Raw genomic sequence first — 14,732 nt, 5'->3', positions numbered from 1 at the left:
GGTTCGAACAATATCGTTGATCAAGCCGGCAATGGAGCGCTCTCATTTACCGCTGGGGAGCCATACGAAATTATTGCGCACGCGCCCCCAGTGGTGACCGCCTCCACGGGCACCACTGCCTTTGTGGAAGGCGCAAACGCGATTTCGACTCCCGTTTTGATCGATGCGGGCATTACGCTGTCGGATCCTGATAGTGCCCATCTTGCTTCGGCACGTATTTCGATCGGTAACTTTGTATCCGGCCAGGACGTTCTGACATTCGTCCCGAACGCTGCCTTCGGAAACATCACTGGCAGCTATGATGCAGCCACCGGCATTCTCTCTCTCACCTCAAGTGACGCGTCGGCTACGCTTGCACAGTGGCAGGCGGCCTTGCGATCGGTCAGCTATACGAATACCTCCGATCTGCCCTCCACGACCGATCGCACTATTACGTTCAGCGTCAGTGACGGCGATGCCGACAGTAATCTCACGGCGAAAACCGTTACCATCGCCTCTGTCAACGACGCACCCCAGTTTCACGACCTGGATGGCGCTCCGGTCTATAAGCTGACCAAAGCGGCGGTGATGCTGGACACCGACCTGACGCTGATCGATCCCGACCTTGACACCATGCGAGATCAGAACGGTGATTACTCCGGGACCGTACTGACGGTGCAGCGCCACGGCGGTGCAAATCCTAACGACCAGTTCCTGGTGGGGGGTGGATTCTATATCGCTGGAGCCACACTGTACGGCCCCGAGGGCGATCAGGTCGCGATGGTAACGCAGAACTCCGGCGGCGTTCTTGAGGTTGCCTTCGCGGGTCCCAGTCCGATCCTTGTGACCAGCAGTCTGGTCAATGCTTTCCTGCGCAGCCTATCCTATGCAAATACCGGGTCCGTTGCCGAGACTGTCCGGATCGACCTCACGTTCTCCGATGGGAACGCGGGTATGCAGGGATCTGGTGGCGCGAAGTCGGCAACTGGCAGCATCGATGTCACCGTGCTGCTGCCGAATGAAGCGCCGGTCCTCACCGGTGATCTCAAGGCGACAGTGAAGGAAGGCGCCAGCTATACGCTGACCACGGCCGATCTTTATTTTATTGATCCGGACGATTTGCCGGCCGACGTCCGCTTCACCGTCTCCAGTCAGACGGCTGGCAAGGTGTTCGTCAACGGCAACGCTGCGTCCAGCTTCACCGGTGCCGAACTCGCCGCCGGCAAGGTTGCATTTAAACACGACGGATCGGAGACGACCAACGCATCGTTCAAGGTCGCGGTCGAGGACGGCAACGAGGACATTTCGGCACCGGTAACCAAGGTCTTCAATTTCACTGTCACGCCGATCAACGACGCGCCGAAACTCGTCACGAAGCAGTTTTTGACGTCGATTGCCGAGAATGCCTCGACGGCGTCGGCACTCAAGGTCGCCGAACTGGCGATCGTCGATCCGGACGGCGGCGACAACCGGCTTTCCCTGGCCGGATCGGATGCCAAGCTCTTCGAAATCAAAAGCGGCGCTCTGTGGTTGAAGAAGGGGGTCAAGCTCGACTACGAAACCAATCCTTCGCTCGACGTGACGGTGCGCCTCGATGATCCCTCAATTGGCACCAGTTTCGAGGCGTCGAAATCCTTCAAGATCTCCGTCAAGGATGTTGCTGAGACGGTATCCGGCCCCAACGGCGCCGACCAGCTCACCGGCACGAGCGGCAACGACATCCTTAACGGCAAAGGCGGCAACGACATCATCAAAGGTGGCGCGGGCAACGACACCCTTATCGGCGGCACGGGTGTCGACAAACTCTTCGGCGGGGCCGGTCGCGATGTGTTCGTGTTTCACACAATCCAGGACTCGGCTCCGGGGATTGCGGGGCTCGTCAACAACAGTGGCTACACTCCGGCGTCGGGCCTGAACCAGCGCGATATCATTGCCGACTTTGTCCGCGGCGAAGACAAACTGGACCTTTCGCACATCGACGCGAACACAAAGGTCGCGGGCGACCAGGCCTTCACCTGGCGTGGAGCAGGAAACTTTACCGGGAAATCCGGCGACCTGATCTACCGTACGTTCGATGTCAAAGGCACCGCAAACGACAAGACGGTCGTCTACGGTGACGCCAACCTAGACGGCCGCGCTGACTTCCAGATCGAGCTCACGGGTATCATCAACTTGTCGAAGGCGGACTTCATCCTCTAGGTGAGAGCACGTCATCATCAGCGCTCGCGTTCCAGCGCTCCTTTACGGCCCCGCCGCTTGCGAACAGGCGTTTTTCGCGAAATGCGATTGAGAGAGGCTTTTGAGAAGCCATCTGTCAAACGGGCACGCGAAAAAGCTGAAGCCATCGGCCGCCAGCGCAAGCTCGCCCGCAAGAAAGCAGATTTTCGAAGCATTCGAACGTGCAGCTTACCGGCGGAGTGGCGCACGACTTCAACAATCTCTTAATGGCAATTCTCGGCAATCTTGAGTTGCTGCGTAAGAATACGGGGGGTGATCCGCGCGCCGAACGGCTGATCGATGGAGCGATGCTGGGTGCAAGACGGGGTGCAGCCCTGACGCAGCGGCTTCTGGCATTTGCCCGACGCCAGGACTTGAGAATTGAAGCTGTCGAGCTGAAAGCGCTGGTTGGTGGCATGGTCGATCTGGTCAATCGTTCGGTCGGACCGATGGTGGAAGCTAAACCAAGCCGAGGGTCATTACACTCGTCAGGCCGACCAAGTAGCTGGCGACGATCGCCGGCGTCCTGCTTCCCTTGCGGGAGGGTTTAGACAACAAAAAAGGCCGGGGCGAAACCGCACCGACCTTCCTTCTTGCCGCTATTCACACCCGTGCCAGTACATCCGTGGTCAAAGGCAGAAGCGGCGGTGGCAACCGCGAGCGACAGATGCTTTCCAGCGCTCATCAGCGATGCCGACGGGGAACCTCTAGGCAGTAAATGTGTTCAAATCAAGTCTCTGCCGGCAATAATCCGTTACTTGATTGCTTGCTAATGAGCAAAGTTGCGTCCACTCTCATAGCTTCAGCAGCCTATTTCCCGGGCGCTGCTGCTTGAGGGCCATCACACCCTAGCCCCAACTTGCGAAAGGAGGACGCAATGTCCTCCAATGTTCAGTACGTCGATTTCCGGACAAGCGATTCACGCATACTAAGAGAAATGCTTAAAAAGGCCGGCTACGTCACCGCCAGGCTCAAACCGTTGAATGGAACCCTCCACCATCCCTCGCAAACGATGCTTCGGCGCTTCATGACCGGGACGATGCCGGAAGCCGCCAAATGAGCGGCCCCGCGGAACTGCTGCCGTATGGATACCGTCTGGAAGTGAACGATACCTGGACGGTGTTCGACACCCATTCTGGGAGGGTCGCTGAGCTTGGCTTCTACCGCGCCACAAACCTTTCAGAGTTTGACGCGGCGGAACTCACTGCCATCTTCAACCGGAACACCGTAGGTACTGCATCGCGACTGCACCGCTACGCGATACAAGGCCTACCACTGAAACCCTGAGCGACGCTATGCCGCCTCTCGCTTCTTGGCCTCGCGGGCGCGGCGGCGCTTGGCGGCCCGGTATTGATCCCAGACCGAAAGAGTTGCTTCCTTCGCGAAAACCGTGTCCTGGTCCCGCTCGAATGTCCGGCCTTTGTCCTTCGATGCGTTGGATCCGATGTTATCCGAAATGTGCTCGAAAACAGGGCCAACAGGCAACACCCCAAAACCGGCCATTTCGACATTGGATGAGCCGCCCCGAATAAGATACTGTTAAATAACGGCAATCGCCCGATTTTTGCGGCGCCCTCCGGTCATTTCATGGATGCCTTCGGAGCGGCACCACGCGACGAAAGAGGCGCCTTTGCTGGTTCGCCTGTGGAGGCTCACGTCTCCAAACTTGCGCGTCTTCCGCGTCTTGTCTTCGTGAACCTCCAGCGTCCCGGCCTTGGACATGGTCCACGCCCACAGCGCGCGGCGATGCCCTCATCTGCTACCAGAGTGACGAGCTCGTTTGCTAGCTCCCACAGCCGGACGTCGTTCCGGCTCGTGTCGACTGACTTCCCGTCCCAGAAGGCCATCCACCAGTCGTGCATCGGGCCCTTGTCCAGCTTGTGGATCTGAGAGGGCTTGTCGCCTTCCTCGCGGATGAGCCATTTGCGCTGGTCTTCTACGGTCAGTGCCGCGCCCGTAAACCATGCTCCCTTGAGCCGCTTTGGCCGCGCGTCGATCGGCAACCTGCTGTCGATGAATGCCGCCCTGACGAAGAGGTTCGCGATTTCAGCCCTGTTCATTCACCGTTCTCCCCGAGTGCAGCGTCTACCATTGCCTGCCAGATCGCCGTTGCCTCCTCGTCGAGGACATAAGTTTCAGAAACCACACTGCTCTCGATGGGAACGCCTGTGGCGGCACCGATCATGGGAGAAGTAGGTTCGCGCATCGCCTTAACGGCCGCGCAGGCGCGGGCGCAGTACCAAGCTTTCGCGGTCTCCCACTGATCTTCCTCTGCTTCGGGATGGTCGAGGTCAAAGACCGCCTTTGCTGCTCGTTCAATCATCGTCTTGTTCATGCAGCCCGCCTTTCATCGAAGAGATCGCCCTGTCCCGCGTTCGGGCCGAACCTACGCACCACTCGCTCCGCCAACATGCCCACCAGGGCAAACCGTTGATGCCTGAGACATTTCGCCACCACCTGCAGTTCGCCCACAGGAGCCTTGTCAAAGCATTCGAGCCATCCTGAAGGGTCTTTGCTCCACAACGGTTCTGTACGTCTCCACAAGGTCACTAACGGCCCAAAGCAGATACTTATCGATATACCCTTGATTGTTTTCGGTTTCAGCTACCGTGGATAAGACGAAGCGGAAATGATCCTCGCCTTTCGTCGTGAGGATTCGATCGAGCGTGGCGACGGCGCGCGTCTCGCGAATGCCAGGGTACGACCGACCGTCAACGATGGTTACGCCATACTCCTCACAGATGCTGTAGACGCGCGGGTCGATCACTGACTGCCTGCCTCCGGCAACGGGAACACCTTCTGCAGCGCACTAAGCCGCGGCGTCCCGTCCACATCGATGTACTCCGTCGGCACCTCGTGCAGTGTCAGGCGGTCTTCCGACAGCTTGCGCGGCTTTTCGCCGTGGTAGCAGACCGGCGCCCAGTTGCCGGTCGGCTGGCGTTCCCAGCAGAACCAAATCATGCTGCGATCTCCTTCTGCTCGACCTCGATCTCCTTGCCGTTGCGGAACAGACGCTCCGCCCGGGCCCGGCGTGCGTCCTTGATGCTGCCGCCGGCGATCTCCCGCGACGAGACGAGGTGCCCGTTGAAGTATGCCATGAATGGTGCAGCACCGCCTTCGTCGCCGACAGCTCGTCGGGGAAGATGACCGGCTTGTCGCGCTCGCCCATTATAGGTTTCGGCTTGGCATCGCGTTGGCGTTACTGAACCTTGCGGTAAATGCGAGGGACGCGATGGAGAATGGGGGCCAGGTCACCATAGAACTTTTTGAAGCGACACCTCGAAGCGGTATGGAGTTGAAAGACGGACGTTATCTTGTTCTTTCCGCTTCTGACACTGGTCACGGCATGGACGAGCAAACGCTTTCCAAATCCGTCGATCCGTTTTTTTCCACCAAGAAATTGGGAAAAGGGACCGGCCCTGGCCTTTCGATGGTTCACGGATTGGCAGTGCAATTGAACGGTGGGCTTTTCTTGCGGAGTTCGCCTCGTCAGGGAACCACAGCCGAAAATTTGCGAAGGCCGCAGCGGAGCTAGTGCCGGGGCTTCGAATATTGATTGCCATCGGGTACGCCGACCTGCCTCCCGGTTCCGACATTGATCTGCCGCGAATATCAAAACCCTACACTCAGGGCCAATTGGCCGAGCAGATCGCAAGCTGATGATATGAAAAGATTGCGGCCGAGGTGCGCCCACAGTGGTGGGGTTGGATCACGTGGTGACTGGAAAGCCGATACCTTGATCTTGTCCAGTGTTATGCCACAAGCGGCTACCGCCGCGCACAGTTCTTCGCCACCATGTCACCTTTAGCCTAGCTCACATCTGCCTTTCATCCCATGGCAACAAAAGCAAATGACCATTGCGGTAGGATCATCCTCGCTCCAGCATGCTACTCTGGCGGAACTAACCACATTGGGAGGCCGTCGTGTTCATCAACACCATCGAACCCGCCGAGGCAACGGGCGAAATTGCAGCACTTTACGATGCCGAGGTGAAAGCAATGGGACGTGTGATGCAGGCCACCCAGTGTTGGTCCGCCCGTCCCGATCTCATCGTTCCAATTGAGAACCTGCTCCATCAGATACGGGACGGATTCTTGCTCGGTCTACTGAACTTTCGGCTGATTACTTTTGTTGCGGCTCAGCATGTCCCCTCAAGCTACTGCTCTCACGTTTATTTCCGCAGCCTTTCGACGATGCTTGGGCGTGAACAAGCGCTGGCGGTTCGAAGGAATTACCGCAATGCTGGGCTTAGTGATCAGCAGGTTGAGATGCTGGCCTACGCGGAACAGATCAGCCGCAACGCATCGCAGATAACCGCAGCAGACATACAGCGGCTGCGGGACGTGGGCTTCTCCGATGTCAATATTGCCGATATCGCGTTAGCCGCGTCCTTTCGCAGCTTCATGAGTCGCTTCTTCGATGCTGTGGGTGCAACGGTCGAACCGGAGTTTCTCGACACTGATCCAGCAATTAGAGAAGAGATGGCGGTGGGTCGCAAATAGCACGGCGCCAGGTGGCCTGAGCCTATCGATCGATAGCAAGTCTCCATGCCTGCTTCCGGCGCAAAACGAACTTGCGTCGCCGATGCGCCGATACGACGACGCAGCCGCAGCACGCCGTCGTATCGCAGCCCTCATGTGCTTTGCCTATTGTCTGCGTCATGGCCCAGGATTATGTGGCGAACAAAGTCAGAACGGGATTAGGACAGCGACATGAAGGCATCCGGACTCCACGCCGCCGTGCAGGCACTGGCGATGGTGACGGAAGTCACCCATGGCGCTCCATCGTTTCTCCGACCCTGCCGTTTATTCGCTCGCGCATGGGGCGAAAGATCGCCATCCATTTCCCGTTCCGCTGAACGTGACCGTTGTCTAAGGACGTCGCTCCCTGCCAAATAACCGTGACTATTGGACTACCCACAGGAGCTTAGTCTGCAACGAGTTTGGCTGGCGGTGAATGCAATGCCTTATATGCAATCATTGATGACTGGAGGCCCCGATGGCGAGCATGACCATTCGCAACATCGATGACCGGCTGAAGCAGAAGCTTCGAATTCGGGCGGCAACGCATGGCCGGTCCATGGAAGATGAGGCGCGCGATATTCTGAAGTCGGTCCTCGCCCTCCAGGAGCCGGCACCGGGAAACCTCGCCAGCGCCATTCGCGCACGACTGCAGCCACTCGGCGGCGTCACACTGAATATTCCCGCCCGCGAGCCGATCCGCGACGCACCAGATTTCAGCCACCATGATCGTTCTTGATACGACCGTCATATCGGAGTTGCTGCTTCCAAAGCCCACGCCATGTGTCGTGGACTGGTTGGCGGAGGAGCGTTCCGGTCAAATCTTCACGACGGCGGTCACCGAGGCCGAAATTCTCTACGGCCTGCGTTTACTTCCCGACGGTCGACGCCGGCGCGACCTCGAAGCAGCCATTCTCCCAATCTTTTCCGACGATCTCGCCGGGCGTGTGCTGCCATTCGACCGCGAGGCTGCGGATGTCTATGGCACCATCGCCACGGATCGACGCAAAAGTGGCCGGCCGATCAGCCAGTTCGATGCGCAGATTGCCGCCATCGCGCTTTCACGCGGCGCCGCACTGGCGACCCGTAAAGTCGCCGATTTCGAGGAACTCGGCCTGACCATCATCAATCCGTGGGCGCTTCGCTGACATTGCGGATCGCCAAAATCCGGCACCAGACGCGCGCTCGTAGAGCAACTTGGCAGGCAATTGTCGACGCGCTGCTCGCTGGAGGCCTCACCTTTCATCGCTCCGACTACCCCTTGAAACGATCGAAGGCCGTCAGCCGCTTCATCGGCGGGCTGGCATCGTATCGGTAGATTTCGGTTCGCAGCCAGCAACGTCACTGCCGTCGGACCAGCGTTACCCCCGCCCCTTCAGATGATCCTTGAGGTCGAAGGGAGAATTTTCCGCAAAGATCCGGACACGCGAACGCTGACTTCGCTCGTACAACTCGGCGAACGCAGATCCGGCGTGGCATTCGCCATTGCCATCGAGGACGTCCAGAAGCGCAAAGCAATCGTCGACAGCCCGATGCCCGTCATAAAAATAGCCGGCCTGGCCGACCAGATAGCCGAGCTTCGTTCCCTCAAAGCCACGCGCCTGCCAATCCACCTCCGACACCGAGCAGGCCCAGGGCTTGTCTGCAAAGACCACGATCGTTGTTGCGCGGGAACACGGCAAAGCGGCTGACCCGCTCGACGAGTGACGTCACATTCGCCTTGCCGAACTTCTTGCGGAACTGAATCAGGTCGCACTCCCAATGGCCGAACTGCTGGCGTGCGGCCACAGCGTCGGGACGATAAAGGATGTTGAGGTCGGGCTGAAACGACGGCCGTGCCTCCGTCTCGCACGCCGCGGCCCGCGCCGGGCGCGGCCCTCCGGCAGATGCCGCCACAGCTTGATCGCATGGCCGTCCGGCGAGTAGGCGAACTTGTAGATTGTCTCGTGGCTAACGGAGACTGGATGGCGCTCCAACCGCATCCGTCCGGCGATCTGCTGCGGCGACCAGCCGTGCAGGATCCGCTCGATGACAGACCGGCGCACATGGGCGAAGCGAGCGAGCTTGCGCAGCGTGGCGCGCCGTTCGCGCGCCACCTCGTTGGCCGTGACGCAATAGTAGCCGTTGAGATCCGGCATCTGTGGTTCGACTAACTGCGCCTGCTCTCGCGGAAAATCGTCGAGCGGTGGCGACCGAGTTTCGCAGCAATATGATCAACGTTCACGCCAACCATCCGCCAGCGGGCAATCTCGCAGCGTTCATCCATGTCAATCTGGGAGTAGGTGCGTTTCATGCGCTGTTCCTCGCGCGAGACCCCCAAGGGTAAGTGGCGGAGAGGATGGGCGAACCTTCTCAACAGACAAATGTATTAAATATTGACGTGCACGTCGTCGCTACGGACGAGCACTTTCCTAGGTCGCCAGGGCCGCGCCAATCAGCCGATCCCATAGCCTGATGCCATCACCTAGCATTGCATCATTGACTCCAACACCATGGGAAAGCTGAACCAAATTCAGTTTGGCGTGTGGCGGTGCCACACGCGAATCTACACCGCCGCTTTACTGGACAACCTCACGCGCGCTGCTTTTCCTATGGAGCGGAAACCGAGGGCTCCGAGGGGAACGCGTCTCTGGTTGAGTTCGGCGATATTTCTCAGAAAAAAGCTGCAGCGCGACGGCGTTTTTCGCGAAATGCGAATGAGAGAGGCTTTTGAGAAGCCGTCTGTCAAACGGGCACGCGAAAAAGCTGAAGCCATCGGCCGCCAGCGCAAGCTCGCCCGCAAGCAAATGCAGCGCGAAGGCCTGCTGCCGTCCAAAAAAGCAAGTAATGTAGACGACGACGAATGGCAGGTAGAGCGACTTTTCGCCAAGTGGCTTGTGTGGGCCGCTATTTACCGCTCTCGAAAAGGCCAAGCACTCACGACTGGCTCGGGTCATCGGGTGGCGACCCGGGGAACTTTACAGAGCCAAGGAGATTTACGCGGGAATGACCAAATTGGTGGAGGCGCATGTGACCAATATTCGCTCAAGCGGCTTCGACACCCCTGCGCAACTTCGTGAGCATTTGGACGAGCTCGAAGACGAACAGAATGAACGGCGCAGCGATTCCCTGAACATAGATTTGCAGGACCAAATTGCTCGCCTTCGAACCGAAGTACGCGAGTTACGAAAGCTCATGCTCCAAACGAGGACGGTTTGCCGCTCGTCTTGGAAGAGACGCTCAACGATCGCTTTTGGCTCCATCTCGCAGGATCGGTGGTAGCGACCTTTTTTCTTAGCGCAGCGGTACGTTACTTCCGACTTGGGGCCGCCGGTGCGGCCGCAGTACCCTTGCTCGTTTTTAAATTCAGCGGAAGGCGCGTTACACCTTCATGACGAAGAATGAGAATGACGCCACGACACAGACGATTAGCTTCCCTGCGCCGACGCTCTGACCGGCGCAACCTCGGTTCGTGGTCATCGCAACTGGAAAAGTTGGCTGTCTGGATCGTCGTGGCCCAGGATCGCAGCTGACACGATCTCTGCTGCAATCTGACTAAATGTGATGCCGTTGCCTCCATATCCCATGGCGGCGTACACATTTTGCAATTCTGGTACAGGGCCGATCATCGGGAGCCCGTCTGCCGTGACCCCGAATGCAGCTGCCCATTGATAGTCGGGTTCCTCAATGGGAATATTCAGGAGGTCACCCAGCTTCTGACGCAAAAGCCTGGTCTTCGATTTGAGCTTAACAGGATCCTCAAACGTGCTGGCCCCGTCTTCGTCCTCTCCACCGACGATGACACGACCGTCAGGCGTCGAGCGGAAATACAAATAAGGATCCGATGCCTCCCACACGATATGATCCTTGAGCCATTGCGGCCGCGGATGGTGCGGTCTGGTAGCTAGGGCCCAGGTGGAGACAACTCGATGCCCCTGGTTTGCCACCGCGTCAAGAAACTCGTAGCCAGTACAGAAAACAACGTGCCTCGCCTGAAGGATTGTCCCATTAGAAGTCGCGACAACGTTCCAGTCATTGATGGAGCGAATGTCGGTGATCTCACATTCTTCAACAATCGAGACGCCATCGGTTTGTGCCTTCCGCCATAAGCCAGACGTCAATTGCGCTGGATTCGCAGTGGCCGAGACAAAGGACTCGATGGCAGCGGTCCGCTCAATTCCGAATCGGTTGCGCAGTTCACCAGAGTTGAGGAAATGGGCCGATATACCCGCCTCGCCGCGCGCCTGGGCTTCCCTCTTCAGAGCTCGCGCCCCGTATGCATCTCCAGCAAGATAGAGTGCACTCTTCCGTTCAAGATGGCAGCGTATGCCCAGAAGATCGACAAGCGCTGTCAACGTTTCTACGGCCTTGGCGGACCGCTGCCAGACACGATTCGCCGGCAGGCGATCGATCGGCAAAAACGCGAACATGAGGTGTACTGGCCCACAACGGCTGGAAGGATCTAAGCGTGCGCTTGCGCGTGATTGCTTCCAACTGCCGCCCCCCAATTTTGCTGCTAGTAACCGCCAACGATCGGCAAAATCTCACCTGTGATGTAACTAGACATTTGCGGAGAGGCGAGAAAGACGTAGGCAGGCGCGATTTCTTCTGGCTGAGCTGGCCGTTTCATCGGTGTCTTTGCGCCAAATTGCTCGATGTCTTCAGGGTTCTTGTCGGAGGGGTTCAATGGTGTCCAGACAGGTCCGGGAGCCACAGCGTTCACTCGGATGCCTTTGGGAACAAGTTGCGCAGCGAGTGCCCTCGTAAATGCGTGGATTCCGCCCTTGGTCATTGAGTAGTCGAGCAACTCCTTAGAGCCGTCCAATCCGGTGACCGACCCGGTGTTGATGATCGATGCCCCATCGTTCAGGTGCGGGACAACGGCCTTGGCCATATAGAAATAGCCATAGAGGTTTGTTTTTAGCGTCTCATCAAAATGCTTTTCGCTTAGGTCCTCGATATTACGTGTATGAACCTGAAATGCAGCATTGTTGACCAGGACATCCAGACGTCCCAACTGTTTGACCGTCTCTTCGACAGCTCGCCTGCAGAAATTGGGATCTTTGACGTCACCTCGAAGGACAAGACATTCGCGCCCCTCCTTCTGAACTGCGACCTTGGTGTCCTTCGCATCTTCCGCCTCATCTAGGTGTACAATTGCAATGTCAGCGCCTTCGCGCGCGAACAGAATGGCAACAGCTCTGCCAATCCCAGAATCTCCACCAGTGATCAGTCCAACCTTACCCTCAAGTTTGCCGGATCCCCTGTAAAAAGGTGCGTCATACATCGGAGCCAACGGCAAATCCGCCTCTGATCCGGGTTTCGCTTGATGGACTTTCGGAAATGGAGGTTCCGGATAACGACGTGCTCCAGCCTGCATGGGACCAGTGCGCGTCTTTGTCTCCTTTTTATCGGATTTTGCGACCTCGCTTTGAATGTGGCGCTGCTTTTGGGTGGTGCTCGATGGCATGAGAACTCTCCTCCTTCAGAGGTAGAGGAACGCCGCACACAGGAAAAAGTTACGGGTGAGAACGAAAATTGCCTCTCCCTCTTCCGGTCTGGAATTTAGAACCCCTTAGTAAGAATAATGAGCTGCACCGGAACGGTGGCGCGACGCCCGACGCCACCCATCTGAGAATGACACATCCAGCAACCATTACGGTCACGGCGATCGATCCCCTGGACTTATGAAATACCTGGAACGGCGACGAGGACAGACTGCTATATTCAAGCTCGGCTGATTGGCAGAGCGTTACAGGGTTGCATTCGACTTCCTCGAATGGTTGCCTTAGGCCGTGATAGGGAGGATACCATGGCATATGAGTGGAATGCCCGGCGCGCCAGACGTACGATCATCGTTAGGACGGCATCCATAATTGCGGCCACAATCGTGTCCGTCGGCGTCCCCCTCTACATCGTTATCGCCGCGCTCAAGTACTGACGACGACCTCCCCGGTGCGGGACTTCTCAGCCTTTCGCTACAGAGGATTACCGCGCGCTGGTAGCGACCGTGTCAGGGCGATTTCGACAGATGATTGGAACAGATCCTGATCCGAACGTTTAGAGCGCGAAGTCAATTCGGCTTCGGTACCCGAGGAGAAGGACATGCCCAAGCAAAGTGAGACACACGGCAAATCTGGTCAACCGACCAAACACAGTGGCGACAAGTCTACTAGAAGAGCTTCCGATTCGAAGGACACCTCCCGCAGCAGCACGCGCGGCAGGACGCACGAGCAACACGTTAAGGCTGGCCAAGCGCATTTCTGCTTGCTGATCTCTGGCGTATCGATATCGGAGATCCGGTACTTGATACCGTCGAGCCAGAAGGTGTCGCCGTCAACGACGCAGGTTGTGCGGACCGCGCCGCTGCAGATCGAGAATGTGGGTTGAGATATCATACTTGGGCGGCAGGGTTGTCCAGCCATAGGCAATGCCGGCCGCGATTCCGATCAGTGGAAAAACGAACAGCCACGGCGACAGCGCCTTGCCGCCGCGCTTCACACTGCGCTTGAACTTGACGACGTCCCCTCCGTGGCGTGAGTAAACCAGAGAAACAACCCAGCGTCGAGATCGCTCTTCGTTGCCTGCGCACGGGCTCCCTTCACCGGATGTTTACGCTGGTGGCGCACCGTGGAGATAAGCGCGACGAGTATAGCATTCGCGCTTCCTCCCAAGGTGACTAGCCCGCTCCGGTGGGCTTTCTTTTGCCCCCCAGCAACGGTCAAGCCGATCCCCGCGCTCAGCGGCCTTCCTTGGCAGCGGTCACTGTGTTGCCTTCCACGAGCACCTAGGCGACGTTATTGGACAGGCTTGGGGGGAACGCAAAGATGCATGAGTTTAACACGCTGCACGAAAGCGAGATCTACACGCTCTCAACAGATCCACTCATCGGCGTGCTTGAAGTCGTGACGGACCAAGGATCAATCGAACTTGCCGTCAACAAGGACGGTGCCGAGTCTCTGATCGCAACCCTGCTTGAGTTCTTGGCCGAAGGCGAAGAGCGAGCAGCAACGACAAACTCGACGGCTGCTCCCCCAGCGTTTGCGCCCAAAATAAGCGCTTGGCTCATACCTACTATCTGCCACGGCCGCAACTCGCCGACAGCAACCAATAGATGAATGCGACGGGCGTATACGGGTGCTATGACGTCTGTGGCGAAGGGCGCCGTCAGCGTAAAGATGCCAGCAGCTGACCGACGCCTCATATTTGCTCTACAAATCTGCAAAGAGACTTGCCCCTGCACGAAGAGCAGGCCACCCTTTGCCGTCTCTTTGCCAAGCAGAACCGATAGGCTTGCTTGAAATACTGCTAGGCGCTTCGCAGGGTTGCCCCAAACGCGTGCCGGCCTTTTCCGATCGATAAAATTGCATAGAAAAACAAGTTGGCGTGTTAATCATCATCCGAGATTTACGAGCAAGAACAAACTCTTATGGCGATCTTGAACCAAAAATAAACATTAGACGCCACAGGCTAATGACCTCAAATGGAGGTTTCTATGCGCAAAGCTTTAGTTCTCGCACTTACAGCTCTTTCTATCGCTAGCTTTAACTTCTCCGAAGTTTTTGCATCGAATGCAAGCCGCACTGCACCCTTAGCGTATCAACTCTTCTGTCTGAAATCGCCAAATGAGTGCAGGGGCAGCAGCAGAAAACACGTGAACCTCACCAGTACTACTTGGGCGAAACTGGACAAAGTCAACCGAGCGGTGAACGCCAAGGTTCGCCCCCGAAACGACTCGGGTGTCGACAAATGGACCGTTGGGGCTGCGTCCGGCGATTGCGAAGACTTTGCCCTCACGAAGCGGCGCCACCTCATTCAACTCGGTTTTCCTGGCAGCGCTCTGCGTATGGCCGTCGTACGGACCCGTCGCGGCGAAGGCCACGCCGTGCTGGTCGTGAGAACTACCAAGGGCGATCGTATTCTTGATAACAGGACCAACTCTATTAAAAGCTGGCAGCAGTCAGACTTGCGCCTTATCACCATTGCCAGCTCTGATCCTCTGAAATGGCGATAAACCGCACAAGTACTATGCGGCCT

17 protein-coding genes and 7 pseudogenes are annotated in these 14,732 nt (G+C 57.5%); 14 read left to right on the top strand and 10 right to left on the bottom strand.

Annotated features, from left to right (window positions below; all coding sequences use genetic code 11):
* The 5 genes and pseudogenes from AC1DDS_RS24705 to AC1DDS_RS24685 form a co-directional block, all read left to right on the top strand.
* The coding region (locus AC1DDS_RS24705) for a cadherin-like domain-containing protein (RefSeq protein WP_477481271.1) at nucleotides 1-2,178 on the top strand (2,178 nt) is incomplete at its 5' end.
* Between the two features lie 60 nt (nucleotides 2,179-2,238).
* A pseudogene (locus AC1DDS_RS24700) lies at nucleotides 2,239-2,424 on the top strand (small ribosomal subunit protein bS21); the annotation flags it as partial.
* Nucleotides 2,382-2,651 (top strand): annotated as a pseudogene (locus tag AC1DDS_RS24695) (histidine kinase dimerization/phospho-acceptor domain-containing protein); the annotation flags it as partial. The pseudogenes AC1DDS_RS24700 and AC1DDS_RS24695, both read left to right, overlap by 43 nt.
* Before the next feature lie 422 nt (nucleotides 2,652-3,073).
* The gene (locus AC1DDS_RS24690; protein ID WP_477481270.1) at nucleotides 3,074-3,256 is read left to right on the top strand and encodes a hypothetical protein; all 183 of its coding nucleotides are present in this window, start codon (nucleotides 3,074-3,076) and stop codon (nucleotides 3,254-3,256) included.
* Nucleotides 3,253-3,483, top strand: coding sequence for a hypothetical protein (locus AC1DDS_RS24685; RefSeq protein WP_477481269.1), 231 nt, complete (start codon nucleotides 3,253-3,255; stop codon nucleotides 3,481-3,483). Before AC1DDS_RS24690 ends, AC1DDS_RS24685 begins: the two co-directional genes overlap by 4 nt.
* Before the next feature lie 6 nt (nucleotides 3,484-3,489).
* Here the strand turns inward: AC1DDS_RS24685 and AC1DDS_RS24680 are convergent, their stop codons facing one another.
* The 5 genes from AC1DDS_RS24680 to AC1DDS_RS24660 all read right to left on the bottom strand — a co-directional run bounded on the left by AC1DDS_RS24680 (nucleotide 3,490) and on the right by AC1DDS_RS24660 (nucleotide 5,294).
* On the bottom strand, nucleotides 3,490-3,699 hold the full coding sequence (locus AC1DDS_RS24680; protein WP_477481268.1) for a hypothetical protein: 210 nt from the start codon (nucleotides 3,697-3,699) through the stop codon (nucleotides 3,490-3,492).
* 149 nt (nucleotides 3,700-3,848) lie between these two features.
* Complete coding sequence (locus tag AC1DDS_RS24675) at nucleotides 3,849-4,256, bottom strand: hypothetical protein (protein WP_477481267.1); 408 nt, start codon at nucleotides 4,254-4,256, stop codon at nucleotides 3,849-3,851.
* On the bottom strand, nucleotides 4,253-4,531 hold the full coding sequence (locus AC1DDS_RS24670) for a hypothetical protein (protein ID WP_477481266.1): 279 nt from the start codon (nucleotides 4,529-4,531) through the stop codon (nucleotides 4,253-4,255). Before AC1DDS_RS24670 ends, AC1DDS_RS24675 begins: the two co-directional genes overlap by 4 nt.
* A 428-nt stretch (nucleotides 4,532-4,959) precedes the next feature.
* On the bottom strand, nucleotides 4,960-5,157 hold the full coding sequence (locus AC1DDS_RS24665) for a hypothetical protein (protein ID WP_477481265.1): 198 nt from the start codon (nucleotides 5,155-5,157) through the stop codon (nucleotides 4,960-4,962).
* Nucleotides 5,154-5,294 carry a hypothetical protein gene (locus AC1DDS_RS24660; RefSeq protein ID WP_477481264.1) on the bottom strand — a complete coding sequence of 47 codons (141 nt, stop codon included), beginning with the start codon at nucleotides 5,292-5,294 and terminating at the stop codon, nucleotides 5,154-5,156. The genes AC1DDS_RS24665 and AC1DDS_RS24660 overlap by 4 nt, the downstream gene beginning before the upstream one ends.
* A gap of 89 nt (nucleotides 5,295-5,383) precedes the next feature.
* Here AC1DDS_RS24660 and AC1DDS_RS24655 point away from each other — a divergent pair.
* The 5 genes and pseudogenes from AC1DDS_RS24655 to AC1DDS_RS24635 all read left to right on the top strand — a co-directional run.
* Nucleotides 5,384-5,725 (top strand): annotated as a pseudogene (locus tag AC1DDS_RS24655) (ATP-binding protein); the annotation flags it as partial.
* A 394-nt stretch (nucleotides 5,726-6,119) separates the two neighbouring features.
* Nucleotides 6,120-6,698, top strand: coding sequence for a carboxymuconolactone decarboxylase family protein (locus tag AC1DDS_RS24650; RefSeq protein WP_477481263.1), 579 nt, complete (start codon nucleotides 6,120-6,122; stop codon nucleotides 6,696-6,698).
* A 237-nt stretch (nucleotides 6,699-6,935) separates the two neighbouring features.
* A pseudogene (locus tag AC1DDS_RS24645) lies at nucleotides 6,936-7,059 on the top strand (DUF763 domain-containing protein); the annotation flags it as partial.
* A gap of 135 nt (nucleotides 7,060-7,194) precedes the next feature.
* The gene (locus AC1DDS_RS24640) at nucleotides 7,195-7,455 is read left to right on the top strand and encodes a FitA-like ribbon-helix-helix domain-containing protein (protein WP_477481262.1); all 261 of its coding nucleotides are present in this window, start codon (nucleotides 7,195-7,197) and stop codon (nucleotides 7,453-7,455) included.
* The gene (locus AC1DDS_RS24635; protein ID WP_477481261.1) at nucleotides 7,442-7,864 is read left to right on the top strand and encodes a PIN domain-containing protein; all 423 of its coding nucleotides are present in this window, start codon (nucleotides 7,442-7,444) and stop codon (nucleotides 7,862-7,864) included. The genes AC1DDS_RS24640 and AC1DDS_RS24635 overlap by 14 nt, the downstream gene beginning before the upstream one ends.
* A 106-nt stretch (nucleotides 7,865-7,970) precedes the next feature.
* Here the strand turns inward: AC1DDS_RS24635 and AC1DDS_RS24630 are convergent.
* A pseudogene (locus tag AC1DDS_RS24630) lies at nucleotides 7,971-8,368 on the bottom strand (3'-5' exonuclease); the annotation flags it as partial.
* Nucleotide 8,369: 1 nt separating this feature from the next.
* Nucleotides 8,370-9,009: pseudogene (locus AC1DDS_RS24625) on the bottom strand (IS30 family transposase); the annotation flags it as partial.
* 298 nt (nucleotides 9,010-9,307) lie between these two features.
* On the opposite strand from AC1DDS_RS24625, the pseudogene rpsU reads away from it, so the two are divergent.
* Nucleotides 9,308-9,535 (top strand): annotated as a pseudogene (gene rpsU / locus AC1DDS_RS24620) (30S ribosomal protein S21); the annotation flags it as partial.
* Between the two features lie 636 nt (nucleotides 9,536-10,171).
* Here rpsU and AC1DDS_RS24615 read toward each other — a convergent pair.
* The gene (locus tag AC1DDS_RS24615; protein ID WP_477481260.1) at nucleotides 10,172-11,125 is read right to left on the bottom strand and encodes an NAD(P)/FAD-dependent oxidoreductase; all 954 of its coding nucleotides are present in this window, start codon (nucleotides 11,123-11,125) and stop codon (nucleotides 10,172-10,174) included.
* 86 nt (nucleotides 11,126-11,211) lie between these two features.
* Nucleotides 11,212-12,165, bottom strand: a complete 954-nt coding sequence (locus tag AC1DDS_RS24610) for an SDR family oxidoreductase (protein WP_477481259.1) — start codon at nucleotides 12,163-12,165, stop codon at nucleotides 11,212-11,214.
* Nucleotides 12,166-12,507: 342 nt separating this feature from the next.
* Between AC1DDS_RS24610 and AC1DDS_RS24605 the strand changes: the two genes are divergently transcribed.
* Nucleotides 12,508-12,636 (top strand): hypothetical protein, encoded by a 129-nt coding sequence (locus AC1DDS_RS24605; protein WP_477481258.1) that lies wholly within the window; start codon nucleotides 12,508-12,510, stop codon nucleotides 12,634-12,636.
* A 395-nt stretch (nucleotides 12,637-13,031) separates the two neighbouring features.
* On the opposite strand, the gene AC1DDS_RS24600 is transcribed toward AC1DDS_RS24605, so the two are convergent.
* Nucleotides 13,032-13,196, bottom strand: coding sequence for a hypothetical protein (locus tag AC1DDS_RS24600; RefSeq protein ID WP_477481257.1), 165 nt, complete (start codon nucleotides 13,194-13,196; stop codon nucleotides 13,032-13,034).
* A 326-nt stretch (nucleotides 13,197-13,522) separates the two neighbouring features.
* Between AC1DDS_RS24600 and AC1DDS_RS24595 the strand changes: the two genes are divergently transcribed.
* Nucleotides 13,523-13,813, top strand: a complete 291-nt coding sequence (locus tag AC1DDS_RS24595; protein ID WP_477481256.1) for a hypothetical protein — start codon at nucleotides 13,523-13,525, stop codon at nucleotides 13,811-13,813.
* A gap of 377 nt (nucleotides 13,814-14,190) precedes the next feature.
* Nucleotides 14,191-14,709 (top strand): transglutaminase-like cysteine peptidase, encoded by a 519-nt coding sequence (locus AC1DDS_RS24590; RefSeq protein ID WP_477481255.1) that lies wholly within the window; start codon nucleotides 14,191-14,193, stop codon nucleotides 14,707-14,709.
* Nucleotides 14,710-14,732: the final 23 nt, after the last annotated feature.

The organism is Mycoplana sp. 10N416 (assembly GCF_056394765.1).
Note: the sequence above shows the minus strand (reverse complement) of the source record. Positions and strands in the feature narration are given on the sequence as shown.